Annotated in this window: 26 protein-coding genes and 1 pseudogene; 19 read left to right on the top strand and 8 right to left on the bottom strand. The window is 70.2% G+C overall.

What is annotated here, in order from left to right:
* From paaN to AB0J09_RS23075, 4 genes are all read left to right on the top strand, one after another.
* On the top strand, positions 1-1,355 hold a 1,355-nt coding region (gene paaN, locus AB0J09_RS23090), incomplete at its 5' end, for a phenylacetic acid degradation protein PaaN (protein WP_360694494.1).
* A gap of 154 nt (positions 1,356-1,509) precedes the next feature.
* Positions 1,510-2,457, top strand: coding sequence for an MBL fold metallo-hydrolase (locus AB0J09_RS23085; RefSeq protein WP_360694491.1), 948 nt, complete (start codon positions 1,510-1,512; stop codon positions 2,455-2,457).
* Positions 2,454-3,980: an FAD-dependent monooxygenase gene (locus AB0J09_RS23080; RefSeq protein ID WP_360694488.1), complete on the top strand. Its 1,527-nt coding sequence runs from the start codon at positions 2,454-2,456 to the stop codon at positions 3,978-3,980. The genes AB0J09_RS23085 and AB0J09_RS23080 overlap by 4 nt, the downstream gene beginning before the upstream one ends.
* Complete coding sequence (locus AB0J09_RS23075) at positions 3,977-5,410, top strand: trehalose-6-phosphate synthase (protein ID WP_360694485.1); 1,434 nt, start codon at positions 3,977-3,979, stop codon at positions 5,408-5,410. Before AB0J09_RS23080 ends, AB0J09_RS23075 begins: the two co-directional genes overlap by 4 nt.
* On the opposite strand, the gene AB0J09_RS23070 is transcribed toward AB0J09_RS23075, so the two are convergent.
* A complete protein-coding gene (locus AB0J09_RS23070) occupies positions 5,343-5,627 on the bottom strand; it encodes a DUF4235 domain-containing protein (protein WP_360694482.1) in 285 nt (94 codons plus the stop codon). The genes AB0J09_RS23075 and AB0J09_RS23070 overlap by 68 nt on opposite strands.
* 108 nt (positions 5,628-5,735) lie before the next feature.
* On the opposite strand from AB0J09_RS23070, the gene valS reads away from it, so the two are divergent.
* Positions 5,736-8,213 (top strand): valine--tRNA ligase, encoded by a 2,478-nt coding sequence (valS, locus tag AB0J09_RS23065; protein ID WP_360694479.1) that lies wholly within the window; start codon positions 5,736-5,738, stop codon positions 8,211-8,213.
* A gap of 56 nt (positions 8,214-8,269) precedes the next feature.
* Here the strand turns inward: valS and AB0J09_RS23060 are convergent, their stop codons facing one another.
* Positions 8,270-8,785 (bottom strand): helix-turn-helix domain-containing protein, encoded by a 516-nt coding sequence (locus AB0J09_RS23060; RefSeq protein WP_360694476.1) that lies wholly within the window; start codon positions 8,783-8,785, stop codon positions 8,270-8,272.
* Positions 8,786-8,842: 57 nt separating this feature from the next.
* On the opposite strand from AB0J09_RS23060, the gene AB0J09_RS23055 reads away from it, so the two are divergent.
* The 10 genes and pseudogenes from AB0J09_RS23055 (at position 8,843) to AB0J09_RS23010 (ending at position 14,833) form a co-directional block, all read left to right on the top strand.
* Complete coding sequence (locus tag AB0J09_RS23055; RefSeq protein WP_360694473.1) at positions 8,843-10,075, top strand: MFS transporter; 1,233 nt, start codon at positions 8,843-8,845, stop codon at positions 10,073-10,075.
* A 166-nt stretch (positions 10,076-10,241) separates the two neighbouring features.
* A complete protein-coding gene (locus tag AB0J09_RS23050; RefSeq protein ID WP_360694470.1) occupies positions 10,242-11,438 on the top strand; it encodes an AI-2E family transporter in 1,197 nt (398 codons plus the stop codon).
* Between the two features lie 11 nt (positions 11,439-11,449).
* Entirely contained in the window at positions 11,450-11,728 is a 279-nt protein-coding gene (locus AB0J09_RS23045) for a hypothetical protein (protein WP_360694467.1), read from the top strand.
* Positions 11,725-12,165 carry a dUTP diphosphatase gene (gene dut, locus AB0J09_RS23040; RefSeq protein ID WP_360694464.1) on the top strand — a complete coding sequence of 147 codons (441 nt, stop codon included), beginning with the start codon at positions 11,725-11,727 and terminating at the stop codon, positions 12,163-12,165. Before AB0J09_RS23045 ends, dut begins: the two co-directional genes overlap by 4 nt.
* A gap of 45 nt (positions 12,166-12,210) precedes the next feature.
* Entirely contained in the window at positions 12,211-12,849 is a 639-nt protein-coding gene (locus AB0J09_RS23035; protein ID WP_360694461.1) for a DUF3710 domain-containing protein, read from the top strand.
* A gap of 39 nt (positions 12,850-12,888) precedes the next feature.
* Complete coding sequence (locus AB0J09_RS23030; protein WP_360694458.1) at positions 12,889-13,275, top strand: OB-fold nucleic acid binding domain-containing protein; 387 nt, start codon at positions 12,889-12,891, stop codon at positions 13,273-13,275.
* A gap of 3 nt (positions 13,276-13,278) precedes the next feature.
* Positions 13,279-13,947, top strand: coding sequence for a DUF3159 domain-containing protein (locus AB0J09_RS23025; protein WP_360694455.1), 669 nt, complete (start codon positions 13,279-13,281; stop codon positions 13,945-13,947).
* A 121-nt stretch (positions 13,948-14,068) separates the two neighbouring features.
* A pseudogene (locus AB0J09_RS23020) lies at positions 14,069-14,248 on the top strand (3-phosphoshikimate 1-carboxyvinyltransferase); the annotation flags it as partial.
* A gap of 13 nt (positions 14,249-14,261) precedes the next feature.
* Positions 14,262-14,483, top strand: coding sequence for a hypothetical protein (locus AB0J09_RS23015; protein WP_360694452.1), 222 nt, complete (start codon positions 14,262-14,264; stop codon positions 14,481-14,483).
* Between the two features lie 125 nt (positions 14,484-14,608).
* Positions 14,609-14,833: a hypothetical protein gene (locus AB0J09_RS23010; RefSeq protein WP_360694449.1), complete on the top strand. Its 225-nt coding sequence runs from the start codon at positions 14,609-14,611 to the stop codon at positions 14,831-14,833.
* 92 nt (positions 14,834-14,925) lie between these two features.
* Here the strand turns inward: AB0J09_RS23010 and AB0J09_RS23005 are convergent, their stop codons facing one another.
* Positions 14,926-15,585 carry a TrkA family potassium uptake protein gene (locus AB0J09_RS23005; RefSeq protein ID WP_345002424.1) on the bottom strand — a complete coding sequence of 220 codons (660 nt, stop codon included), beginning with the start codon at positions 15,583-15,585 and terminating at the stop codon, positions 14,926-14,928.
* On the bottom strand, positions 15,585-16,250 hold the full coding sequence (locus AB0J09_RS23000) for a TrkA family potassium uptake protein (RefSeq protein WP_360694445.1): 666 nt from the start codon (positions 16,248-16,250) through the stop codon (positions 15,585-15,587). Before AB0J09_RS23000 ends, AB0J09_RS23005 begins: the two co-directional genes overlap by 1 nt.
* 132 nt (positions 16,251-16,382) lie before the next feature.
* On the opposite strand from AB0J09_RS23000, the gene AB0J09_RS22995 reads away from it, so the two are divergent.
* The 3 genes from AB0J09_RS22995 (at position 16,383) to AB0J09_RS22985 (ending at position 21,282) form a co-directional block, all read left to right on the top strand.
* Complete coding sequence (locus tag AB0J09_RS22995) at positions 16,383-18,395, top strand: APC family permease (RefSeq protein ID WP_360694497.1); 2,013 nt, start codon at positions 16,383-16,385, stop codon at positions 18,393-18,395.
* A gap of 9 nt (positions 18,396-18,404) precedes the next feature.
* Positions 18,405-19,655: a class I SAM-dependent RNA methyltransferase gene (locus AB0J09_RS22990; RefSeq protein ID WP_360694442.1), complete on the top strand. Its 1,251-nt coding sequence runs from the start codon at positions 18,405-18,407 to the stop codon at positions 19,653-19,655.
* 721 nt (positions 19,656-20,376) lie between these two features.
* Positions 20,377-21,282, top strand: coding sequence for an LLM class flavin-dependent oxidoreductase (locus tag AB0J09_RS22985; RefSeq protein WP_360694439.1), 906 nt, complete (start codon positions 20,377-20,379; stop codon positions 21,280-21,282).
* 223 nt (positions 21,283-21,505) lie between these two features.
* Here AB0J09_RS22985 and AB0J09_RS22980 read toward each other — a convergent pair whose 3' ends face one another.
* The 4 genes from AB0J09_RS22980 to AB0J09_RS22965 are packed head-to-tail and all read right to left on the bottom strand — an operon-like array spanning position 21,506 to position 25,382.
* Entirely contained in the window at positions 21,506-22,105 is a 600-nt protein-coding gene (locus AB0J09_RS22980; protein WP_360694437.1) for a response regulator transcription factor, read from the bottom strand.
* On the bottom strand, positions 22,102-23,196 hold the full coding sequence (locus tag AB0J09_RS22975; RefSeq protein ID WP_360694434.1) for a histidine kinase: 1,095 nt from the start codon (positions 23,194-23,196) through the stop codon (positions 22,102-22,104). The genes AB0J09_RS22980 and AB0J09_RS22975 overlap by 4 nt, the downstream gene beginning before the upstream one ends.
* A complete protein-coding gene (locus AB0J09_RS22970; RefSeq protein WP_360694431.1) occupies positions 23,196-24,317 on the bottom strand; it encodes a histidine kinase in 1,122 nt (373 codons plus the stop codon). The genes AB0J09_RS22975 and AB0J09_RS22970 overlap by 1 nt, the downstream gene beginning before the upstream one ends.
* A gap of 51 nt (positions 24,318-24,368) precedes the next feature.
* A complete protein-coding gene (locus AB0J09_RS22965; RefSeq protein WP_360694428.1) occupies positions 24,369-25,382 on the bottom strand; it encodes a hypothetical protein in 1,014 nt (337 codons plus the stop codon).
* Between the two features lie 118 nt (positions 25,383-25,500).
* Here AB0J09_RS22965 and AB0J09_RS22960 point away from each other — a divergent pair.
* Positions 25,501-25,808: LLM class flavin-dependent oxidoreductase (locus tag AB0J09_RS22960; RefSeq protein WP_360694425.1), on the top strand; the 308-nt coding region annotated here is incomplete at its 3' end.

Raw genomic sequence — 25,808 nt, 5'->3', positions numbered from 1 at the left:
CCTGGCGGGACGCCGGGCCGGAGGCCCGCGCGCTGGCCTGTGTCGAGATCGTCCACCGGATCAACCAGCGCAGCTTCGAGCTGGCCAACGCGGTGCAGCACACGACCGGGCAGGCGTTCGTGATGGCCTTCCAGGCGGGCGGGCCGCACGCGCAGGACCGCGCGCTCGAGGCCGTCGCGTACGGCTACGCCGCCATGACGTCCTCGGCCACGACCGCCCGCTGGGAGAAGCCCGCCAAGGGCGACCCGCTGGTTATGGACAAGCGCTTCACGGTCGTGCCCAGGGGCGTCGCGCTGGTGATCGGCTGCAACACGTTCCCGACCTGGAACGCGTACCCGGGGCTGTTCGCCTCGCTCGTCACCGGCAACCCGGTGATCGTCAAGCCGCACCCGCGCGCGGTGCTGCCGCTCGCGATCACCGTGCAGATCGCCCGCGAGGTGCTGGCCGAGGCGGGCTTCGACCCCGGGCTGGTCTCGCTGGCGGCGGAGGAGGGCCGGGGGCTGGCCAAGACGCTCGCCACCCATCCCGACATCCGCATCGTCGACTTCACCGGCTCGACGGAGTTCGGCGACTGGCTGGAGGAGAACGCCCGCCAGGCGCTCGTGCACACCGAGAAGGCGGGGGTCAACACGATCGTCGTCGATTCCACCGACTCGTGGCGCGGCATGCTGGGCAACCTGGCGTTCTCGCTGTCGCTCTACAGCGGCCAGATGTGCACGGCGCCACAGAACATCCTGGTGCCGGCGGGCGGGATCGAGACCGACGAGGGGCACAAGAGCTTCGACGACGTCTGCGCCGGGCTGGCGGGCGCCGTCGGCAAGCTGCTCGGGGACGAGGCCCGGGCGGTGGAGCTGACGGGGGCCATCGTCAACCCGGACGTGCTGGTGCGGGTCGAGGCCGCGCCGTCCCTGGGCGACGTGGTGCTGGAGTCGCGTGCTCTGAAGCATCCGTCCTTCCCGGACGCGGTGGTGCGGACTCCGGTGATCGTGAAGGTCTCTCCGGACGAAGCCGATGTCTACGGACGCGAGCACTTCGGGCCGATCTCGTTCGTCATCCCGACGGGATCGACCCAGGAGAGCCTCGACGTGCTGCGCCGCACGATCAAGGCCCGCGGGGCGCTCACCGCCGCCGCGTACTCGACCTCATCGGACGTGCTCGACGAGGCCGAACGCGCCGCCATCGACGCGGGCGTCAACCTGTCGTGCAACCTGACGGGCGGCGTCTTCGTCAACCAGTCGGCCGCCTTCAGCGACTACCACGGCACCGGCGCCAACCCGGCCGCCACCGCCTCACTCACCGACCCCGGCTACGTGGCCGGCCGCTTCCACATCGTCCAGTCCCGCCGCCCGGCATGACCCCACCCCGCACCCGCCCGCGGCCCCGGCTGCGGGCGGGTGGCGGTGAGCCCGCGACGCCGTTAGGAGGCCAGGGGAGGGAGCCGTGGAGAGCCGGGCCTGAGAGCGGGAAGGTGTTCATGGGAGTGGTGACCGCGTTCCTGGAGGAGGGGTTATGGCCAAGCCGTTCGCATCGTCGGCGGATCTCGGTGAGAAGCGGCAATCCCTGGAGGTTCTGGCGGAGGGCGTGTACGCGCTCACAGCCGAGGGCGACCCGAATGTGGGCGCCATCGAGGCCGAGGACTTCCTCGTCTGCTTCGAGGCGCTGGCGACGCCCGTGGCCGCCCGCCAGTGGCTGGCCAGGCTGCGCGAGCACACCGACAAGCCGATCAGGTATCTGGTGCTCTCGCACTATCACGCGGTCAGGGTGCTGGGCGCGTCGGCGTTCGGCGCGGACGTGATCGTGACGCACGACAAGACCCGCGAACTCATCGCCGAGCGCGGCGAGCAGGACTGGGCCAGCGAGTACGCCAGGATGCCCCGCCTGTTCAAGGAGCCCGAGTCGATCCCGGGGCTGACGTGGCCGACGGCGACGTTCAGCGACACGTTCACCATCGACCTGGGCGGTGACCGGGGTGACCTGGTGCTGGCATACTGCGGCCGGGGTCACACCGAGGGCGACCTGGTGGCCTGGCTGCCCAGGCGGCGCGTCATGTTCGCCGGCGACCTCGTCGAGTCCCAGGCCGCCCTCTACACCGGCGACGCCTTCCACCACGACTGGTCCACGACCACCCTCGACAAGGTGGCGTCGTTCGGGGCGGAGACGCTGGTCGGCGGCAGGGGAGCGGTGGCGCGCGGCAAGGCGGGCGTGGACGCGGCCATCGGGCAGACGCGCGACTTCCTCGCCGTGATGCTGCGCGAGGCCGGCGCGGCGGGCACGCTGAAGGAGGCGTTCGACCGCACGCACCGGGCGCTCGCACCGCGGTACGGGTCCTGGCCGATCTTCGAGCACTGCCTGCCGTTCAACGTCTCCAGGCTCTGGGACCAGCTGCACGGCGTCGAGCGGCCGCGCATCTGGACCGCCGAGCGTGACCGCGAGGTCTGGGACCAGCTCCAGTCATGAGCGCACAGGTCATCGTCGTAGGGGCAGGGCCGGTCGGGCAGAGCGCCGCGCTGCTGCTGGCCCGCTGGGGCATCCACGTGCTCGTGCTCGACGGGCGCGCCAGACGCGACTCCGCCGGGTCGAAGTCCATCTGCCAGCAGCGCGACGTGCTCGACATCTGGGCCGCCGCCGGGGCGGGCAAGATAGCGGACGAGGGCCTGGCCTGGACCACCGCCCGCACGTACTACCGTGACCGCGAGCTGTTGTCCTGGGAGTTCGAGCGCGAGGGGCCCCTGCCACCTTGTGTGAACATCTCCCAGACCCGCACCGAGCAGATCCTGGACGAGGCCATCGCGGCACAGCCGCTCATCGAGGTGCGCTGGAACCACGAGGTCACCGGCCTCACCCAGGACGGCTCCGGCGTGACGGTCCAGTGCGGCCAGCGGCTGCTGCGCGCTCCCTACGTGCTGGTCTGCGCGGGCGCCAGGGCCCAGCGGGTACGCCAGTCGCTCGGCGTCACGTTCGACGGGGAGACGTTCGACGACCAGTTCCTGATCTGCGACATCAAGGCCGACCTGCCCGGCTGGGAGAACGAGCGCCGCTTCTACTTCGACCCCGTCTGGAACCCGGGCCGCCAGGTGCTGATCCACCCCTGCCCAGGCGGCGCGTTCAGGATCGACTGGCAGATCGCGCCCGACTTCATCCCAACAAAGGTCGATATTTCGCGAAAAGTCCGGCAGATCATTGGCGAGCGGCCGTACGAGCTGCTCTGGCACAGCACGTACCGCTTCCACTCCCGCATCGCCTCCCGCATGCGCGTCGGCCGGGTGCTGCTGGCCGGCGACTGCGCCCACCTGGTGGCCCCGTTCGGCGCCAGGGGGCTCAACTCCGGCGTGCCCGACGCCGAGAACGCGGCCTGGAAGCTGGCCTTCGCGCTCAACGGCTGGGCCGGGCCGGGGCTGCTGGAGTCGTACCACGCCGAGCGGCACGCCGCCGCCCTGGAGAACCTTCGGATCACCGCCGCGACCATGCGCTTCATCGTGCCCAGCACCGTGGAGGAGCGCATGCGCAGGCGGGCCGCGCTGGAGGGCGGCCTGGCGGCGGAGGTGGACTCGGGCCGGTTCGCGGAGCCTTACTGGTACGTGGACTCGCCGCTGACGACGCCTGAGCCGACGCGGCCGTTCGGGGGCAGGCCGCCGAAGGGGGCGCTGTGCGTGCCAGCGCCCGGCGTGATCCTGCCGGATATGCGGCTTCCCGGCGGGAGACTGCGGGAGCTCTGCCGTGACGGTTTCCTGGTTCTGCTGGGTGAAATGTGCGATTCGCGTTTGTTTGCGCAGGTCCTGGGCAAGGTCATTACGGTGCCGCATGCCGTGCGCGGGTTCACGGAACTCGATGGGCTCGCTGAGAGGCTCGGCGCCGGGCCGGATGAGGCATGGCTCATCAGGCCCGACTCCCACATCGCTGCGATCATCCCCCATGCGGGTCCGGAGTCGGTGGCGGACGCTGTCCGCCGCGCTCTCGGTGAAGAGGAGGAAACTGCGTGACTGGCCGTAGCTCGTTTCTGATCGTCGCGAACCGGTTGCCGGTGGATCGGACGATCGAGCCTGACGGAACGGCCTCGTGGCGCAGGAGCCCAGGAGGGCTCGTCACCGCGATCGCACCGGTGATGCAGCGTCGCCACGGAGCCTGGGCGGGCTGGCTCGGTGCCCCCGGCGAGAAGCTCGAGCCGTTCGAGCAGGGCGGCATGAATCTCATCCCCGTCCCACTGTCGGCCAGCGAGGTGGAGCTCTACTACGAGGGCTTCTCCAACGCCACCCTGTGGCCGCTCTACCACGACGTGGTGGCGCCGCCGGTGTTCGACCGGGCGATGTGGGATACGTACCGCGCCGTCAACGAGCGCTTCGCGAACGCCGCCGCCGAGGCCGCCGAGAAGGGCGCTGTGGTCTGGGTGCAGGACTACCAGCTGCAGCTCGTCCCAGCCATGCTGCGCAAGCTCAGGCCCGACCTGCGGATCGGGTTCTTCCTGCACATCCCGTTCCCGCCGACCGAGCTGTTCTGGCGGCTGCCGTGGCGTAAGGATCTCGTCGAAGGGCTGCTCGGAGCCGACCTGGTGGGCTTCCAGCTGCCCGGCGGGGCCTCCAACTTCCGCCGGCTGTGCCGGAGGCTGCTCGGGCTGCCGTACAAGGGGAACGAGATCTTCCTCGACGACAGGGTCGTGACCACGCAGGCCTTCCCCATCTCCGTGGACTTCGGGCAGCTCGACTCGCTGGTGCGCGATCCGCAGATCATGGCGCGGGCCAAGGAGATCAGGGTGGAGCTGGGCGACCCGGAGCACGTGCTGCTCGGCGTCGACCGGCTCGACTACACCAAGGGCATCGGGCAGCGGCTGGAGGCGTTCGGTGAGCTGCTCAAGGACGGGCAGCTGAAGGCCAACGAGGCCGTGTTCGTGCAGATCGCCACGCCCAGCAGGGAACGGGTGGAGGAGTACAAGCGGCTGCGCGACGACATCGAGCTGCAGGTCGGGCGGATCAACGGCGAGCACGCGCAGCTCGGCTACCAGCCGGTCCAGTATTTCCACCAGTCGTACGACCACGCCGAGCTGGCGGCGCTCTACCTCGCCGCCGACGTCATGGTCGTGACCCCGCTGCGCGACGGGATGAACCTGGTGGCCAAGGAGTACGTCTCCTGCCACCACGACCTGCACGGCGCGCTGGTGCTCAGCGAGTTCGCCGGGGCCGCCGACGAGCTGCGCCAGGCCTACCTGGTCAACCCGTACGACGTGGAGGACGTCAAGCGGCAGATGCTGGCCGCGATGCGGGCCACGCCGCACGAGCTGGCCCGGCGGATGCGCACGATGCGCCGCCGGGTAGCCACCTACGACGTGGACCGCTGGGCCAGCGAGTTTCTCACTGCCCTGGAGTCACCTGCTTCACAGACTTCCACGCGTCGTAGCGCTTCTTGGCGGTCCGGTTGACCACGATCTGCGCCACGGACATGCCGACCCCCATGAGCACGGCGTAGCCGATGGCCTCTCCCATGCTGACCTCGGGCGAGTCCGTGTCGATGGGCGGCTCCTTGCCGGTCGCCTTCACCCAGACGAACCCGAGGATCTTCCTCGCCGCCCAGGCGGTCGCCAGCCCCATCAGACCGCCGATGACACGCCAGGCGATATCGGGCTTGTCCTCCGCCATGCCGATCTCCCTTCCCCTTTGTAACGAACACTAGTCTGTACCGCTTGCCACGCCTGCGAAGCCGTACCATAAGGAGGCATGACTCAACAGCGACTACGCCATGCCTCTATGCCGGAAAAGCCGACCCTTGACGGCTTGGAGCAGGTATGGGTAGCTCGCTGGGCGGAGCAGGGCATCTACCGCTTCGATCGGTCCAAGTCGCGCGAGCAGGTCTACTCCATCGACACGCCGCCGCCGACCGTGTCGGGCTCGCTGCACGTCGGTCACGTCTTCTCCTTCACCCACACCGACATCATGGCCCGCTACCAGCGGATGATCGGCAAGTCGGTCTTCTACCCGATCGGCTGGGACGACAACGGCCTGCCCACCGAGCGCCGGGTGCAGAACGTCTACGGCGTGCGCTGCGACCCGTCGCTGCCCTACGACCCTGGCTTCGTTCCACCGGACAAGCCCGGCAAACGCGAGATCTCCATCTCGCGGCGCAACTTCGTCGAGCTGTGCCACAAGCTGACCGCCCTCGACGAGCAGGCGTTCGAGGAGGTCTGGCGGCGGGTCGGCCTGTCGGTCGACTGGTCGCTGCTCTACACCACGATCAGCGACGAGGCCCGGGCGGTCTCGCAGCGGGCGTTCCTGCGTAACCTGCTGCGCGGCGAGGCCTACCTCGCCGAGGCGCCGACGCTGTGGGACGTGACCTACCGCACCGCCGTCGCCCAGGCCGAGCTGGAAGACCGCGAGTGGCCGGGCTCGTTCCACAAGATCTCCTTCTACGGCGAGAAGGGCCCGGTCTGGATCGAGACGACCAGGCCCGAGCTCATCCCGGCGTGCGTGGCGCTGGTCGCCCACCCCGACGACGAGCGCTACCAGCCGCTGTTCGGCACATCGGTGCTGACGCCGCTGTTCGGGGTGGAGGTGCCGGTGCTGGCCCACCGGCTGGCCGAGCCCGACAAGGGCACCGGCATCGCGATGATCTGCACCTTCGGCGACATCACCGACGTCACCTGGTGGCGGGAGCTGCACCTGCCGACGCGGCCGGTCATCGGCTGGGACGGCCGGCTGCTGCCCGAGCCGCCCGAGGGCGTCGAGGCGGACCCGTACAAGGAGCTGGCCGGGAAGACGGTCCACAGCGCGCGCGAGCGCATCGTGGAGCTGCTGCGCGAGTCCGGCGACCTCGAGGGCGACCCGAGGCCCGTCTCCCGCACGGTGAAGTTCTACGAGAAGGGCGACAAGCCGCTCGAGATCGTCACCACCCGCCAGTGGTACATCCGCAACGGCGGGCGCGACGAGGAGCTGCGCGCGCGGCTGCTGGAGCGCGGGCGCGAGCTGGCCTGGCACCCGCCGCACATGCGGGTGCGCTACGACAACTGGGTCGAAGGGCTCACCAGTGACTGGCTGATCTCGCGCCAGCGGTTCTTCGGCGTGCCGTTCCCGGTGTGGTATCCGATCGACGAGTCGGGGCAGCCCGTCCACGACGCGCCGATCGTGCCGTCGGAGGACATGCTGCCGATCGACCCGTCCTCCGACGTGCCGCCCGGCTACACCGAGGACCAGCGCGGCGTGCCCGGCGGGTTCATGGCCGACCCCGACGTGATGGACACCTGGGCCACCTCGTCGCTGACGCCGCAGATCGCGGGCCGCTGGGAGACCGACGACGACCTGTTCAAGCGGGTCTACCCGGCCGACCTGCGGCCGCAGGCGCACGAGATCATCCGCACCTGGCTGTTCTCGACCGTGGTCAGGTCGCATTACGAGTTCGGCCAGTTGCCTTGGAGCGACGTCGCGATCTCCGGGTGGATCCTCGACCCCGACCGCAAGAAGATGTCCAAGTCCAAGGGCAACGTCGTCACCCCGCTCGACCTGCTGGAGCAGCACGGCTCCGACGCGGTGCGCTACTGGGCGGCCAACGGCCGCTACGGCGTGGACACAGCGTTCGACGCCGGGCAGCTCAAGATCGGGCGGCGGCTCGCGATCAAGATCCTGAACGCGTCGAAGTTCGTCCTGGGCCTGGCCGAGAGCGACGGAGCGGTCACCGAGCCGCTCGACCTGTCGATGCTCGCGGCCCTGTCCGACGTCGTGCGCGAGGCCACGGAGGCGTTCGAGGCCTACGACCACACCAGGGCGGTGGAGGCCGTGGAGCGCTTCTTCTGGGCGTTCTGCGACGACTACCTGGAGCTGGTCAAGGCCCGGGCCTACGAGTCCGGTCCGGCCGCCGCCTCGGCCCACGCGGCGCTGCGGCAGGCGCTCGACGTGCTGCTGCGGCTGTTCGCGCCGTTCCTGCCCTTCGTCACCGAAGAGGTGTGGTCGTGGTGGCGCGAGGGGTCGGTGCACCGGGCCTCGTGGCCCGCCGTCGAGCGTGGCTCCGGCGACCCGGCCGTGCTGGCCGTGGCGTCCGAGGTGCTCGGTCAGGTTCGCAAGGCCAAGTCCGAGGCCAAGCAGTCGATGCGGGCAGAGGTCTCCAGGCTGACCGTTTCCGCGCCGGAAGTCGCGCTTGTCCGCCAAGCTCAGGACGACCTTTGCGCCGCGGGCAATGTGGAGGAGTTCGTCCTGGAGTATGGTGACGAGCTGAAAGTCGAGGTCCACCTGGGCTGACGTCCGGATGGCAGGACGCCGGGCGCTCGCGTAGGCGGCGCCCGGCGTCCGTGCGTTCACGGGTCTCGGCTGACGTCGCGGTGCATGGCGAGGAAGAGCGAGTACGCCTCGCCGTCCGGTGGCGGCTGCTTCTCGCGGTACTCGTCGGCCAGCGCCTGCAACCGCCGTTGCAACTCGGCGTGATCTTCTTCGGTGAGCCGGAGCCCGAGCCTGATGAGAGTGGCCTTCTCGAGGTCGACGAGCCTGATCTCCTCCAGGAAAGCCTCGATTATCGCCGCCCTGGCCCCGGTCACGCCGCTCTCGCGGACATCCATCTCCCATGACTTGCCGGTGGCCCGGTAGGGGATCTCCGTGGAGCCGCGCGGCCCCGGCCGGCTGGGCTCGGCGGCCAGGAAGCCGGTGTCGACGAGCTTGCGTACGTGGTGGAGAGTGGTCGCCGGGTTCGCGCCGAGGCGGCCGGCGATCTCCTTGTTGGTGAGCGCCTGGTCGAGGCAGAGCCGCAGGATGCGCAGCCGGACGGACGAGGCCAGCGCGCGAGCCTCGGCCTCGGTGGCGCGGCGTTTGGTGCCCATGGACGGCCACCCTATAACCGGTTGATTTTTCTCAATCGGTCGTGGATGCTGTGGCGGGTGAGCTTGCTACGCGATCACGACTTCCGCCGGCTGTTCCTCGCCGACACCGCCAGCCAGGCGGGCAGCCAGGTCCTCATGCTGGCCCTGCCGCTGGTGGCCGTGTCGGCGCTGCGGGCCTCGGCGTTCGAGGTGGGTCTGCTGGCCGCGTGTCAGACGCTGGCGTTCGTGGTGATCGGGCTGCCTGCCGGCGCACTTGTCGACCGCATGCGCAAGCGCGTGGTGATGGTGGTCGCCGACTGGGCGCGGGCGCTGGCGCTCGCCTCCGTGCCGGTGGCGTGGTGGCTGGACGTCCTCACCATCTATCAGCTGTACGCGGTGGCGCTCGTGCTGGGCGTGTTCACCGTGTTCTTCGACGTCGCGTACCAGAGCTACCTGCCCCACCTGGTCGAGCGCGAGCGGCTCGTCGAGGGCAACTCCACGCTGGAGATCGTGCGTACGGTGGCGCAGGTCGGCGGGCCGAGCGGGGGCGGCTACCTGATCCAGCTCCTCACGGCGCCCTTCGCGCTGGTCGCCACGGTGGCCGGATTCGCCTGGTCGGCGCTGTGCCTGGCCACGATACGCAGACGCGAGCCACACCAGGAGCCGGGCCGTGCCCGTCTGGGCAAGGAGATCGCCGAAGGCGTCAGGTTCGTGCTCGGCCAGCCGCTGCTGCGCCGTATCGCGGGCTGCACCGCCACCGCGAACCTGTTCGTGTCCGTCTCCCAGCCGATGGTCCTGCTCCTCCTGGCCAGGGACCTCGGCCTGGGCGCGGGCGCCATCGGGCTGCTCACGGCCGCCGGCGGGCTCGGCGGGATCGTCGGCGCGCTGGTCAACGCCAGGGTCGCCAGGCGGCTCGGGCAGGGGCCGGCGATGTGGCTGGGCCTCGCCGTGCCCGCGCCGCTGGCGTTCGTGCTGCCGTGGATGGAGGCCGACTGGCGGCTGGGGCTGTTCGTGCTCTACGAGTTCGGCACCGGGGCGGGAGTGGTGCTCTACAACGTCACGCAGCTCAGCTTCCGCCAGGGCATCACGCCCGAGCCGCTGCTCGGGCGGATGAACGCCACCATGCGCTTCCTCGTCTGGGGGACCCTGCCGCTGGGCGGGCTGATCGGCGGCGCGCTGGGCGGGTCGATCGGGGTGCGGAACACGCTCCTGGTCGCCGCCGCCGGGTCCTGCCTGGCGTTCCTGTGGCTGGTCACCTCGCCCCTCCGCACGATGCGCGAACTGCCCGCCGACAGTCACACGCTCGCGTAGCTCCGGCCTCCCTGGGGCGGCTGGGGAGCACGTCCATCGCCGGCTCGGTGCGGGAGGCGCTGGAGGGCACGCAGTGCCGGCCCGGTGCGGGAGGCGCGCCTTGTGACGCGACCCTCGCTTTATCAGCGCGCATCCTGGGCCCGGACGTGCCAGTCTTGAACACGTGATGCCCGACCGCCCAACCAAGCTCGTGCCGCCCGTGCTGGCCAAGATGGCCGCATGGTGTGTGTGCCTGATCCTCGTGGGCGTGGTCGTCTACTTCTTCGCTCTGATCATCGCCCGGCTCACGTTCGTGGCGCTGCCCGTGGCGATCGCGCTGCTGCTGACCGCGCTGCTGTTCCCGCTGACCAACCGCCTTCGCCAGGCGGGCATGCGGCCCATCTACGCCACCTGGATCACCATGCTGGTGGCCCTGGCCGTGCTCGTCGGCACGGGGTGGCTGGTGGGGGCTCGGGCCAGCGACGAGTTCCCCAACCTGGTCCAGCAGGTGCAGGCGACGGCCAGGTCGGTCCAGGACTGGCTGATCACCGGCCCGCTGCACCTCAAAGAGGCCCAGATCACGAGCTACGTCGACGAGATCGCGGCCATGGTCAACCAGCAGCGCACGGCCATCACCGGCACCGTGCTGTCGGCCGGGGCGGTCGCCTTCGAGGTGCTCGCCTCCATCGTGCTGCTGCTGTTCGTGACGTTCTTCCTGCTCAAGGACGGCAACCGGATCTGGGCGTGGATCCTGAGGGGGTTCGGCGAGGTCGCGCCGCGCGTGGACCGGGCCGGGCGGGCCGCCTGGGCCACGCTCTCCCACTACGTGCAGGGCACCGTCGCCGTGGCCGCCGTGCACGGGCTGATCATGGGCATCGTGCTGGCGGGCATGGGCGTGCCGCTGTGGGCGCCGCTGGCCGTGCTGATCTTCTTCGCGAGCTTCATCCCCATCGTCGGCATCTTCTTCGCCGGCACGGTCGCCACCCTCGTCACGCTGGGCGCCAAGGGGCTCGTCTACGCGCTGATCTTCCTGGGCATCCTCATCATCGAGCAGCAGCTGGAAAACCACGTGCTCCAGCCGCTGATCGTGGGACGGGCCCTGAACTTCCATCCGCTGGCGATCATCCTCGTGCTGGCCATCGGAGGCATCCTGGCGGGCATCGCGGGGGCCGCGGTGGCCGTGCCGGTGGCCGCGGTGATCTACCGGGCGTTGCCCGAGCTCAGGCACAAGACCCCCGCCCTGCCGCCGCCGTCCCATCACGAGGCCCCTCCCCGCGAGGGCCCCGGCGAGGGCGAGGCCGCGCCGCGGCCAGAGGCCGTGAAGCCGAAAGGTGAGAACGTCGGTACCCGTGGTGAGGATGGCCGAAGGGCGGACACGGAGTAACCTCGTCACCCGTGACTCGTTCCTCCCTCGCCACCCCGCCGCCGGTCGCCGGCGGGCCGCCACCCGGCACCCCTGTTCCCGTGGGCACGACACTCCACCCGCGCGCCTGGTGCGACGGCATCACGGGCGGGAAGGCGTACCTTGAGGCTGAGGGGCGCATCGGCGCTCCCGACGGACCGGTCGACGGCCGCGCGGCGGCGCAGTTCAGCGAGGTGCGCATGGAACACTTCGCCGAGCACGGCGACCTGGCCGCCGCCACCGAACACCAGGACTACGAGGTGACCCCTTGAGCAACGTCGAGGTCCTCATCCAGCGGCTCGACGCCGAGCTGCCGATGCCGTCCTACGCCCACCCGGGAGACGCGGGCGCCGACCTCTACGCGGCCGAGGACGTCGAGTTGCTGCCCGGCGAGCGGGCCGTCGTCGGGACGGGGGTGGCGATCGCCCTGCCCGACGGCTACGCCGCGTTCGTGCACCCGCGCTCGGGGCTGGCGGCCAAGCACGGCGTCACTCTGGTCAACGCGCCCGGCACCGTCGACGCGGGATACCGCGGCGAGATCAAGGTGACGCTGATCAACACCGACGCCAAGGAGCCGTTCCGCCTCCAGCGGGGCGACCGCGTGGCGCAGCTCGTGGTCCAGCGGGTCGAGCGCGCGGCCTTCTACGAGGTCGAGCGGCTGCCGGGTTCGATGCGCGGCGCCAACGGGTTCGGATCCACAGGACGATGATCAATGGGCCGCGTTGACGGCCCACGAGCGAGGAGAGTGAGGAACGTGTTCCGACGTCGTCGTCGTGAGCAGCCGGAAGAGGTGGCCGGGCAGGAGCCCGCCGCCCCCACGCGAGAGTCCGGCCCGTGGGACGCCGACGAGTCCCACCCGGAGAGCGACAGGATCGACCTCGGCGGCCTGCGGCTGCCGTACAACCCTGACTTCGACGTACGGCTGGCCTCCGTCGGGGACCAGCACGTCGGCGTCGTCGTCCTCTACGAGGAGAGCTCGCTGCAGCTTCAGGCCCTGGCCGCGCCACGGAGCTCGGGCCTGTGGGACGAGGTCAAGACCAAGATCCTGGCGCAGTCCAAGCAGCTGGAGGAGCGGGAAGGCCCGTTCGGCAGCGAGCTGGCCGGCGAGATGAGGATCGACGGGGCCACCCGTCCCGCTCGATACATCGGCATCGACGGGCCCCGCTGGTTCCTGCTGGCGGTGATCTCCGGCAAGGCGGCGCTCGACGAGAACGTCGCGGCGGCGTACATAGACTTTGTGAAGGACGTCGTGGTGGTGCGCGGCGACGAGCCCATGGCCCGTGAGGAGCCGATTCCGCTGCGCCGTCCCAACGAACAAGTGAGCGAGAAGGCGGACGAGCGGCCCGGGCTCAACCCGTTCAAAAGAGGGCCTGAAATAAGCGAGATTCGCTGAGGGCTGACATCGCGCCGACATCACATAGGCTGATTCATCATGAGTACGGCAGAGCCTCCGAAACGCGGGGGATTGCGCGGGTTCTTCAGTCGGCTGGCCTCACCCCAGTCCGAAATCGAGGCCCAGGAACTGCGGGAAGACGCCGACGGGGTGGGCGCGACCCCCATCGTCTCGTGTGGTGGGCGCAGGCGCTTCTGCGTAGCCGGTACGCTACGTACAGTGACACTGCGTCCGCGGGGCGGCGCTCCCGCTCTTGAGGCCGAGCTCTACGACGGGTCCGACGTGATCGACCTGGTCTGGCTCGGCCGCCGCAAGATCGCGGGCATCGAGCCCGGTCGCACGGTCAAGGCCGAGGGCCTGGTCAGCGTCCAGGACGGGCGCAAGGTGATGTTCAATCCGCGTTACGAGCTGCGCCCAGGGAGTTGACACGTGAGTGCTGAGGCGGAAGAGGTCGCCCACGACACCGTTGAAGCGGCGGTGCGAGCCCAGCTCGCCAAGGCGTTCGGCGGCGTGCGCGGCATCATCGAGGCGGCGATCCCGACGATCGCGTTCACGCTCTGCTGGGTCATCACCGAGGAGCTGAAGCTCTCGCTCATCGTCAGCGTCTCGCTGTCGGTCCTGCTGCTGCTGGTTCGGATCGTGCAGCGGTCCACGCCACAGTTCGTGATCAACAGCCTGATCGGCATCGCGATCGGCGCGTTCTTCGCCAGCCGCAGCGGTGACGCGAAGGACTACTTCCTGCCCGGCATCCTGTGGAACGCCGGCTACATGGTGGCGATGCTGCTGTCGATCGTCACCCGCTGGCCGGTGGTGGGCTTCCTGATCGGCTCGGTCACAGGCGACCCGACCGCCTGGCACAAGGACCCGGGCATCGTGAAGCTGTGCACCCGGCTGACCTGGCTGCTCATGCTGCCTTGCGCGGTCCGGGTGGCCGTGCAGGCACCGGTGTACTTGTTCGGGGGCGGCGACGAAGCGGTCGCCGCCCTCGGTCTCGCCAAGATCGTCATGGGCTGGCCCCTGCAGGTGGCCGCCCTCGCCGCCATGCTCTGGGTGCTGGGCCGCGGCCGCACCCCGATCAAACCGGTCGCCCCGGCCTGACCCTGCCCGCCTCCGTCCCGGCCGGGCAGACCCGCCCGGCCCCGGCGTGGCCAAGGCTTTAGGCTGCGTCGGGTGATCATCATCCGAATCCCGGGGTCGAAGTCCATCACCGCCTGACGCGGTGACCGTGACCGGCAACGGCCGGTTGCGTGGCCTCACCACGAGCATGCGCGACATCTCCGACACCGTCCCCACGCTCGCCGCGATCGCGCCGTTCGCGGACGGGCCGGTGCGCATCGAAGACGTCTACAACACCAGGATCAAGGAGTGCGACCGCCTGGACGCCTGCGCCGAGAACCTGCGGCCGCCTGGGTGTGCCCGTAAGCACCGGACGGGACTGGATCGAGATCCACCCGGCCGAGCCGCGCGCCGCCGAGATCGCCTGCCACGGGGATCACCGGATCGCCATGTCCTTCAGCGTCACCGGCCTGCGTACACCGGGCATCACGCTGGACGAGCCTGGCTGCGTGAAGAAGACGTTCCCCGGCTTCCACCAGGCCCTGGCTGACCTGCGGGCGGGCTGGGCGCTCTCCTAGCGGCCGCGATCAACGGTAAAGACCTCCGGAGCAATCCCTTAAGCAGGTGATCCACTTGCGCGGGTACGAAGGTCGGCGAACGATCACGCCGTATCGGGGGCCCCACCATGTATAGAAGCGCCATCATGGCCGTGACCACGACCGCCGCCGCCCTGCTCCTGTCTGCCGGGCCCGCGATCGCCGACGACGACTGGCTCGGACCGGATCACGCTCTGTGCGGAGGGGGCGCGGAGGCGACGCCGGGCTTCGACGTGTTCTTCATGCCGGAGGGAGTCTTCTTCGTGCCGCAGAGGGTCGCCACACCCTGCGCGGACACGAACGACCCCCACGACTCCCCATTGATGGACTGAGCACCCCCAGCGCGAGGACCTTGCTATCCGCCTCCGGAACCCTTGGAGGCCCGGAGCCCCTTGGCGACCCTGGGACGTCCTGGGCGTACCGGCTAGTGCTGGGAGAGGAGGTGGGCCAGTTCCTGCTCGACCTCCTGGTTGGCCACGAACAGCAGCTCGTCGCCCGCCTCCAGCGGATCGTCGGCCGTAGGAACCAGGACCCGCCCCTCGCGGAGGATCGCCACCAGGGCCGCGTCCACCGGCCAGGGGACCGAGCCCGCTCGTTGGCCGACGACAGGGGCGTCCTCCGCCAGTGTGAGCTCCACCAGGTTGGCCTGGCCCTGGCGGAAGGTCATCAGGCGGACGAGGTCGCCGACGCTGACCGCCTCCTCCACCAGCGCACTCAGCAGGCGCGGGGTCGAGACGGCCACGTCCACGCCCCAGGACTCGTTGAAGAGCCACTCGTTGTTGGGGTGGTTGATGCGGGCGACCACGCGTGGCACGCCGTACTCGGTCTTGGCCAGCAGCGAGACGACCAGGTTGACCTTGTCGTCGCCGGAGGACGCGACCACGACGTGGCAGTTGTTGAGCCCGGCCTCGTCCAGGGAGGCGATCTCGCAGGCGTCGGCGAGGAGCCACTCGGCGCGCGGCACGCTGTCGATCTTGATGGCTCGGGGGTCGATGTCGATGAGCAGGACCTCGTGGCCGTTCTCCAGGAGTTCGGCCGCGATGGAGCGGCCGACGGCGCCTGCTCCGGCGATGGCGACGCGCATCAGTCGTCCTCTTCCGGTGCCGCGGCGAGCACCTTGTTGATCCGGTCCATGTCGTTCTCCGCGGCGATGACGTGCATAACGTCACCCTCCTGCACCACGGTGTCGTCCGTGATGGTCAGGGCCTCACCCATGCGGTTGATGAAGGCGGCACGAGCTCTGACACGCGCCTCGAGGTCGACGACGCGGGTGCCGATCCATTCAGGATGTACGGTGACCTCGGCCAGGATGACGGTGCCCGTGGGGTCGCGCCAGAGCGGCTCGGTGCCCTCGGGAAGGATGCGGCGCATGATCTGGTCGGCCGTCCAGCGGACGGTCGCCACCGTGGGGATGCCCAGCCGCTGGTAGACCTCGGCCCGGCGAGGGTCGTAGATGCGGGCCACCACGTTGTCCACGCCGAACGTCTCGCGGGCCACGCGGGCGGAGATGATGTTGGAATTGTCGCCGCTGGAGACCGCGACGTACGCGGCGGCGGACTCGATGCCGGCCTCGGTGAGCACGTCGCGATCGAAGCCGATGCCCGTCACCCGCCGCCCCCGGAATCCGGCGCGCAGCCGCCGGAACGCCTGTGGGTCGCGGTCGATGATGGCGACGGAATGGCCGCTGTCTTCGAGGATGTGGGCGAGAGTCGAGCCGACCCGGCCACACCCCATGATCACTATATGCATTTCCCCCCGCATGTTCGCGGTCGGCCGGTTGCTGGACACCAGTATGGCCCGAAGGGGGAGCGCCTCGTTTAGGGCCTCGGCATGGGGCTAGCATCTCGTTACGTGGCGAAGGTAACGGATCTTGTCAAACGCATGCTCGTGGGGCGGGCCCTACGTAGCGGGCAACTCCATGAGCAACTTCTCCCTAAACGGGTCGCACTCCCGGTTTTCGCGAGTGACGCGCTCTCTTCTGTGGCGTATGCGCCGCAGGAGATTCTGGTCATCCTGTCCCTGGCCGGCGTCTCCTTCTATACCTACAGCCCCTGGGTCGCGATCGCTGTCGTGGTCGTGATGCTCACCGTCGTGGCGTCGTACCGGCAGAACGTGCACGCCTATCCCAGCGGCGGCGGTGACTACGAGGTGGCGACCACCAACCTCGGCAAGAGCGCCGGGCTCACCGTCGCCAGCGCGCTCATGGTGGACTACGTGCTGACCGTGGCCGTGTCCGTAGCCAACGGCGTCGACTACGTCGGCGCCACGATCCCGTTCGTGGGCGAGCACAAGCCCGCCATCGCCATCGCCATCGTCATCCTGCTCACCGTGGTCAACCTGCGCGGCATCCGTGAGTCCGGCGTCGCCTTCGCCATTCCGACGTACGCATTCATGATCGCGGTCCTGATCCTGATCGCCTGGGGCGGGTTCCGGCTGCTGGTGCTGGGTGACAATCTCCAGGCGCCGAGCGCCCACTTCACCATCCAGCCCGAGCAGACCAACCTGACCACCTTCGCCGCCGCGTTCCTGATCCTGCGCGCGTTCTCCTCCGGCTGTGCCGCCCTGACAGGCGTCGAGGCCATCAGCAACGGCGTGCCCGCTTTCAGGAAGCCCAAGAGCAAGAACGCCGCCACGACGCTGCTGATGATGGGCCTGGTCGCGGTCACCATGTTCGGCGGCATCATCGCGCTCGGGCTGGCGTCCGGGGTGAAGATCGCCGAGCCGTCCGTGGTCGCCGAGGACCTGCTCAAGCCCGACGGCACGCCCGTCGGCCCCGGCTACTACCAGCAGCCGATCATCTCCCAGGTGGCAGACGCGGTGTTCGGCGGCGGGTCGCTGCCGTTCGTGGTGATCTCGGCGGTGACGGCCCTGATCCTCTTCCTGGCGGCCAACACCGCCTTCAACGGCTTCCCGGTGCTCGGCTCCATCCTGGCGCAGGACCGTTACCTGCCGCGCCAGCTCCACACCCGCGGCGACCGGCTGGCCTTCTCCAACGGCATCGTCATCCTGGCGGCTGGCGCGTGCCTGCTGCTGTGGGGCTTCCAGGCCGACGTCAGCCGCCTGCTGAACCTTTACATCGTCGGCGTCTTCGTCTCGTTCACGCTCAGCCAGACCGGCATGGTCATCCACTGGACCCGCCACCTGAAGACCGAGACCGACCCCAAGGTGCGCCACCAGATGCACCGCTCCCGCGTGATCAACTTCTTCGGCGGGATCATGACGGGGCTCGTGCTGGTGGTCGTGCTGCTGACGAAGTTCCTGGTCGGGGCGTGGATCGTGTGCATCGCGATGCCGATCCTGTTCCTGATGATGAAGGCCATCAGGCGCCACTACGACAACGTGGCCGCCGAGCTGGAGGTCACCGAGGACTACGAGCCGGCCATGCTGCCCGCGCGCAACCACGCGATCGTGCTCGTCTCGAAGATCCACAAGCCGACCCTGCGCGCCCTCGCGTACGCCCGCGCCACCAGGCCGTCCACGCTGGAGGCCGTCACGGTGGGCGTCGAGGGCGAGGAGGCGCGCAAGCTGCAGGAGGAATGGGAGCGGCGGGGCATCCCGGTGCCGCTCAAGATGCTCGACTCGCCGTACCGCGAGATCACGCAGCCCATCCTCGACTACGTCAAGACCCTGCGGCGGCGCTCGCCGCGCGATGTGGTGACCGTGTTCATCCCCGAGTACGTGGTCGGCCACTGGTGGGAGCACCTGCTGCACAACCAGAGCGCGCTCAGGCTGAAGGCCCGGCTGCTGTTCAAGCCGGGGGTCATGGTGACGAGCGTGCCCTGGCAGCTGCACTCCTCCGACCGGCTCAAGGGCAGGCCCGAACCGTTCGCTCCCGGGGCCGTGCGCCGGCCCTGGCACGAGACCGTCAAAGATGAGCAGCAGCTCCGGGCATAGGGTGTTCCTGTGGAACAGGCATCTCTCGAGTTGACGGTAGGTCCGGTCGCGCACGGCGGCTGGTGTGTGGCGCGCCATGAAGGGCGCGTGGTGTTCGTACGGCATGCGTTGCCCGGCGAGCGCGTGATCGCCCGCGTCACCGAGGAGACCGCCCGGTTCCTGCGCGCCGACGCCGTGGAGATTTTGGAGGCCTCACCCGACCGGGTGGTGCCGCCCTGCCCGTACGCGGGCCCGGGGCGGTGCGGCGGCTGTGACTGGCAGCACGCGACGCCGGAGGCGCAGCGGCGGCTCAAGGCGCAGGTCGTGGCCGAGCAGCTGCAGCGGCTCGCGGGCATCTCGCGCGAGGTCGTGGTGGAGGAGGTGCCGGGGGCCAAGGACGGGCTCGGCTGGCGCACGCGGGTGCAGTTCGCCGCCACGCCCAGCGGCGAGCTGGGCTTCCGCCGGCACCGCTCGCACGAGATCGAGGTCGTGGACGCCTGCCTGATCGCCCATCCCGAGGTGGAGGCGGTCGGGGCCGAGCAGCGCTCCTGGCCGGGGGCGTCCGGCGTGGAGGTCATCGCGTCCTCCGCCGGCGATCGGGCCGTGGTGGTCGCGCCCAGGCCGCGCCGTAGTGTCACGGTGCCCGATCTCGACGCGTCCGCCTCGGTCCTGCTCGACCAGGGCAAGGGCCGTACGGTGCCGCGGCGCGGCTCCGGGGTGCTGCGCGAGCAGGTGGGCGACCGGGAGTTCCGGGTGGCGGGCAGCGGTTTCTGGCAGGTGCACCCGGGGGCCGCCGAGACGCTGCTGGACGCGGTGCTGGTGTACGCGGCGCCGGAGCCGGGGGAGTGGGCGCTCGACCTCTACTGCGGGGTGGGGCTGTTCGCGGCCGGGCTGGCCGAGGCCGTGGGGCCGTCCGGCGCGGTGTTCGGCCTGGAGTCTGACGCGGCCGCCGTGCGGGACGCCCGGGCCAACCTGCGCGACCTGCCACAGGCCCAGGTGGAGCGGGGGCGGGTCGAGGAGGCCCTGGACCGCTTCCAGATCGAGCGCGCGGACATCGTGGTGGTGGACCCGCCCCGTTCCGGGCTGGGGCGCGAGGTGGTGGAGCGGATCGCCTCGATGGACGCGCTGCGCATCGTGTACGTGTCGTGCGACCCGGCCACGCTGGCGCGGGATCTGGCCTGGCTGGCGGAGCGCGGTTACACCCTTTCTGATTTGCGGGCTTTTGACGCATTCCCGATGACCCATCACGTGGAGTGCGTGGCGCTGCTGGTCAAGAGTTAGATCATGCTGCGGCATGGACGGCGCACGCGAGCCGATCGGATCGGCGTGGGCGGCGTGACCTTCGTCGTGCTCGGATTCTTGCTCGGGAAGTTCTTCGGACAGCAAGTCTCGGGGCGCCTTGATATCGGTACGACGGCGTGTCAGGACGCCGGGCGGTACGGGTGTGCTCCCGTTCATTAAGCGGCCTGTTGTCTCCTGACCCGTGCCCCGATTGAAATTTACTTTCACAGGCGGAGAAACGGGTGAAGGCTGCTTGCAGATTGGTAGACCCTCATGCACCGTGGAATCAAGATTGAGAAAGGAGGAACAGTGCAGGTCAGGGGGCCAATCCGGGGGGAGGTGATACCAGGGATGTGCGATCCATCGGGCTTTGGGACCACGATCGTGCAAGAGCTCGGACGCATAGTCCGGGATGCGATCAAGTCAACACCCCGGACCGTACGGTTTCTCGTGATACTTGCCGCCGTTGTCATAGCGATCGGCGCTGTAAGAGCCATGATCGACTAAACGGCGTCGCATGTAGTAGCGATACATGCGAATGAGGCAAGGCTAACGTGGGGAAGGCCAAGTGTCGAGCTTCCCCACGTGATGCCTTCCTGAATTCCCACAGCTCAGGCGGCCTGCAGCAGGCGCACAGAGCTTTTCCCCTTTCCCAGCTGTAGCCGGGGAATTCCGCGCGGATGTTGACCTCGACCTCGCTTGAGGTTGCACAGTGGGGCGCATGGATAGCTTCGAGATCGGCGTCGTGCTGCCCGGGGTCGACGTCCAGCGCCGGGACGGCATCGACCTGCCAACGGCCGCCCGGCACGCCGAGGACGCCGGGCTGGACGGCGTATGGCACGGCGACCACCTGGCCATCGGGGGGCCGACGCTGGACGGCCCGATCGCCCTGGCGATCGCGGCCGCGGTCACCGCCGAGGTCAGGGTCGGCACGAGCGTGTTCATCCCCGCGATCCGCCCCCTCGCCTGGGCCGCCAAGCAGATCGCGTCCTTGCAGCACGTCTCCGGCGACCGCCTCGTGCTGGGCGTGGGATCGGGCGGCGGGCCCGGGCAGTGGGCCGCGGCCGGAGTGCCCTATGGCTCGCGTGGCCGCCGTACCGACACGGCCCTGGAACTGCTGCCCCGGTTGCTGGCGGGTGAGGAGGTACGGCTGCCGGACGAGCCTGGCGAGCCGCCGGTCCGGTTGGCCCCGGCTGCCGCGATGCCCCCTGTGTGGGTCGGCAACGCGTCCGCGCCGGCGATCCGGCGGGCCGCGCGGCTGGGCGACGGCTGGTTCCCGTCCCTGATCTCGCCCGGGGAGGTGGTCGAGGGCCGGGCACGCCTCGCCGAACTGGCCGCCGAACACGGCCGCCCCACACCGGTCATCGCGATCGGCGGCGCGGGCGCCCTGGGTGGCGGACCCGGCCTTCCGTCCCGGGCGGAGATCGCGTCGGGCATCAGCGCCGCCTACGGGCGCCCCCTGGAGGAGGTCGTCGAGATCCCGCTCACCGGCCATCCGAAGGAGGCCGCCGAGAAGCTCGCCGCCTACCGCGAGGCGGGGGCCCGCCAAGCGATCATCGGGATATCGGGCGGCGACTGGCGGACGCAGGTCGACCTGCTGGCGGAGGCCCGGAGCCTGCTGCGTTAGCCGGGCGGCACGTGCCGGCCGGGCGGCTCTCCCGCGTGTACTCCTACGACGCCCTCGGCTCCAACGCCGTGGTGCCGATCGGCAACGCGCCGGGCCCGCGCAGACGGCGCTCGGGCTGGCCGGCGCGCTCTGGGCCGGTCCTCATGACGGTCGCCGCCACCGCCGTCGTGCGCGGGGTGCGCGAGCTCCCGGTGGACGACGCGAAGGTTCACGGCGTGTGCGGTCAGAGCCAGCCCATGCGCTGGGCTGTCCTGATGGCCTCCAGGCGGTTCTGCGCGTTGAGCTTGGCCATCGCGCTCGACAGGTAGTTGCGTACGGTGCCCTCGGTCAGGTGCAGCTCGGCCGCGATCCGCGAGATCGTGGCCCCGTCGCCGGCCAGCCGGAGCGCGTCGCGCTCGCGCTCGGTCAGAGGGCTGTCCCCGGCGGCCATCGCCGCCGCGGCCAGCTCGGCGTCGAGGTAGCGGCCGCCGGCCTGGACCTTGCGGATCGCCATGGCCAGCTCTTCCGCCGAAGCGTCCTTGCCGAGGAAGCCGCTCACGCCCGCCGCCATGGCCCTGCGCAGATAGCCGGGGCGGCCCAGGCTCGTCAGGATGATGATCTTGCACTGGGAGCTGATCTGCTCGGCCGCGCTGAGGCCGTCCATGCCGGGCATCTCGATGTCGAGCACGGCCACATCAGGCCGGTGTTCGGCCACGGCGGCCACGACCTCGTCGCCCCTGCCCACCTGGGCGACGACCTCGATGCCTTCCTCGAGGTCGAGCAGGGCCGCGATGGCGCCCCTGATCAGGTGCTCGTCGTCCGCCAGCAACACCCGGGTCGTCATGCGGGCACCGCCGCCCGCAGCAGGTAGCGGCCCTCGTGGGTCGGCGAGGCCTCCAGGGTGCCGCCCGCCGCTCGCACGCGCTGGGCCAGCCCCGCCAGGCCGTTCGGCGTGGGCTCGCTCACCGGCCCGCTCAGCCCGTCGTTGGACATCTCCAGCACTCCGTCCTCGATCGTGATCGTGCAGCGTTCGGCCTTGCTGTGTTTGAGCACGTTCGTCGCGCCCTCGCGCACGACCGCGGCCAGCAGCGTGCGGGCCTCAGGCGACAGCGTGCCCGTCTCCGCGTGCACGGTACACCGTACGTCCGCCGCCTCCAGCACCGCGCGCACGCTGGCCAACATCTCGTCCAGGTCGACGGCCCGGTAGCTCTGCACGACCGAGCGGACCTCCCGCAACGACTGCCTGGCCTGGTCGCGTACCGCGAACATCTCCTCGGCGGCAGCGTGAGCGTCGGCGGGCAGCGTGCGCGATGCGTTCTCCGTCCGGGCCGCGATGTCGGTGAGGCTCTGCCCGAGCAGTGAGTTCAGGTCGCGGGCGAAGCGCAGCCGCTCCTCCGACACCGCCAGCCTGGACTGCGCCTCCTGCCCTTCGTGGGCCTCCTTGGCCACCCGCCACAGCCACAGGTTCGCCAGCACGCCGCCCACGCTGACGGCGGTGAGCAGCGCCTGCGTCAGGATCAGCGCCGGCACGAACCCGCTCAGCAACCCCGCGTAGAGGTTGAAGGCAACGACGGACAGCACCGACAGGACGACGGCGGTGCGCCTGCGCACGAACGGCGCCAGCGTCGCCAGCCACGCCGGGATGGCCCACATGAGCCCGATGACCGCCAGGAGCAGGCTGAGCACCCCGGTCACCGCCAGGATCGCCGTCGGCCGCGAGCCGCCTCTGATGGCCACCCTGAACGGCCGCGTCGCCAGTACGTTGAAGGCCAGCAGCAGGACGGTGCCGGTCACGACCACCGGCAGGAGCACCGCCCCCAGCTGCTGCCAGCGGACATACAGGTCGTAGTAGCCGATGAGGGAGCCCAGCAGGATGGCGTCGGTGGAGTAGACGATCAGCCAGCGGAGCTTGTCCAGCTTCGTCGCGCGCCACATCACGTCGGCACCGCCGCGCGCAGCAGGAACTCCCCGGCCGGGGTGGGCGCCGCCGAGAAGGAGCCGCCCGCCGTGGCCAGCCGCTCCGACAGGCCGCGCAGGCCGTTGCCGGGGGCGGGCGGCGGCCCGGGCACTCCGTCGTTGAGCATCTCCAGCACTCCGCCGTCGATGGTGATCGCGCAGCGTGTGGCGGTGCTGTGTTTCAGCACGTTCGTGGTCCCTTCGCGGACCGCCCACGCCAGCAGCGTCCTGGCGGCCGGCGACAGGCCATCGGCCCTGACGTCGATCACGCAGCGGGCGCCCGCCGCCTCGAGCGCGGCACGCGCGCCGGACAGCTCCTCGTCCAGGTCGAGCATCCGATATCCGTGCACCGCCTGCTGCACCTCGGCCAGCGAGTCGCCGGCCAGCCGGCGCACCTGGGCCATCTCGTCGGCCGCCCGCTCGGCGTCCTTGGTCGCCAGCTTGGCGGCCAGCTCGCTCTTCAACGTGATGACCGACAGGCTGTGCCCGAGCAGGTCATGCAGGTCGCGGGCGAAGCGTAGCCGCTCTTCCGACACCGCCAGCCGGGCCTTCGCCTCCTTGCTGTCGTGGGCGTCCCTGATCGTCCACCAGAGCCAGCGCCAGAGCAGCATGGAGGCGGTGATCACGATGGCGCTGATCGTCTCGGGGATCAGCACGTCCAGCCAGGACCGGTCGGTGATGGCCACGACGTAGCCGCTGACCAGACCCACCACGGCCACCCCCAGGCCGAGGGTCACGGTCAGCGGGACGTACAGTGCCGCGATCGACAGCCACAGGACACCGAGCTCCAGCCAGCTGGGCGTGTCCTGAAGCGGGTGGTGCGGCAGCAACACGACTGAGACCGCCGTGAAAAGCGTCGCGATCACCAGCTTGGGCGTGGGGCGGCCCGGCCTGCTGTCGTAGGCGTCCCTGAGCAGGAAGGGGAAGAGCCCGAAGAACCCGAGCATGCAGGCGATGGTGATCGTGGCGTTGAGCGGGCTGATGCGGCCGGCCGTGGCATGCAGCACGGTGAGGGTCACCATCAGCACGCCCAACAGGCCGATCGCGGCGTCCATCCAGAGGAGCAGGAGCTTCCGCGCCGTCTCCGGACGCGCCGCCATCACGTCCTCCCCCTGCCGCCGGAACCCTCATCGGTCTCGGAAATCCTATATTCAGGGAGGGGCCCGCCAAAGAATCCGCGACACGTCGGGCGCCGGGGCGACTCCGCGTAGCGACAGCCAGGCCAGGCCGTGGCGGGTGGCGTACTCGGTCAGCGTGCGGGCGTCGATCTCGTTCAGGTCGCCCGAGCCTGTCAGCACGGGGGTCAGTGCGATGCGTCTCCACGCCTGGTCGGGGTCGTCCAGGCCCTGGGCCTGCGCGATCTGGTCCCTGGCCGCCAGCACGGCGTCCGCCACCCGGTGCAGGCGGCCGTCGGCGGAGCCGCGCGGCTCGATCTCGGCCAGCAGGTTGACGGTGCCGATCTCGGCGCCCGCCTGGCGGGTGGTGCGCAGCATCGCGACGTCGCCCGCGTCCAGCCCGTCCTGTCTCAACGGCAGCGTGAAGCTGACCTGGAGCGGTCGTTCGCGCTGCATGGCGTAGATGGCCCGCGCCCTGCGCAGCACGGCGGCCTTGTCGTCGCTGTCGCGGACCTCGAAGTCGACGGCGGCGGCGTCGAACGCCCCGACCACTCTGCGGTAGGCGGCCGCGAGCCCGCCGGGCCTGGTGCACGTGTCGGCCAGCTCCCGCCCGTCCGGGCCGCCGAACACGGGCGCGGCGTCGCCGCCCATGGCCCTGAGCCGGCCGATCCGGTTGGCCACGGGGTTCTTGCCGGGGTCGAGCGGGCCGGAGTCGGACGGGCCGTTCCATTTGGGTACGCAGCCGTCGTCGCCCGCCACGAGGTGGCCGAGCGCGTAGTGGCGCACTCCGGTGCGCCGGGACTCCTTGGACAGGTCGAAGGCGGGTTCGCGGGCGGTGTCGACGAATTCGACGAACCCGGCGGCCGGCTCGCCGGCCACCGGTGGCGAGGCGGCAGGGGTTTGCCTCACCACCGGCGGCGGCTTCGGCGCGGGACTGGCGCCCGCGGGGAGCATCCGCACCACCATGCCGGTGGCGCCGGCGAGCACAAGCGCGCTGAGGATCGAGAGTGGGCGCGGGAGCGTGCCTGGCTCCCTCTTCTGCCGCGGCATGGGCAACCCCGTGTGATCAGTCGGCTACGTACCGGCGCTTTCGTGAACGCTAGCAAGCACGCGGGCCTCCGTGCGGGGCTTTTCCGGCGCGCGTCCGTTGTGTACGCATAATGGCGTCATGAAGCTGCGGATCTTCACTGAGCCCCAGCAGGGCGCGACATATGACGACCTGCTCACCGTCGCCCAGGCCACCGAACGGCTGGGCTTTGACGCTTTCTTCCGTTCCGACCACTACATGCGCATCGGCCCCGGTGACCCGGGCCCCGGCTCCACCGACGCGTGGATCACCCTCGCCGGACTGGCCAGGGAGACCTCGAGGATCCGGCTGGGCACCCTCGTGACGCCGGCCACGTTCCGGCTGCCCGGGCCGCTGGCGATCAGCGTCGCGCAGCTCGACCCGGCCGCCGCTCCTCAGGTCGACCTGCG

The organism is Nonomuraea sp. NPDC049784 (assembly GCF_040659615.1).
Lineage (GTDB): Bacteria > Actinomycetota > Actinomycetes > Streptosporangiales > Streptosporangiaceae > Nonomuraea.
This window is presented reverse-complemented; position numbering and strand designations above follow the sequence as displayed.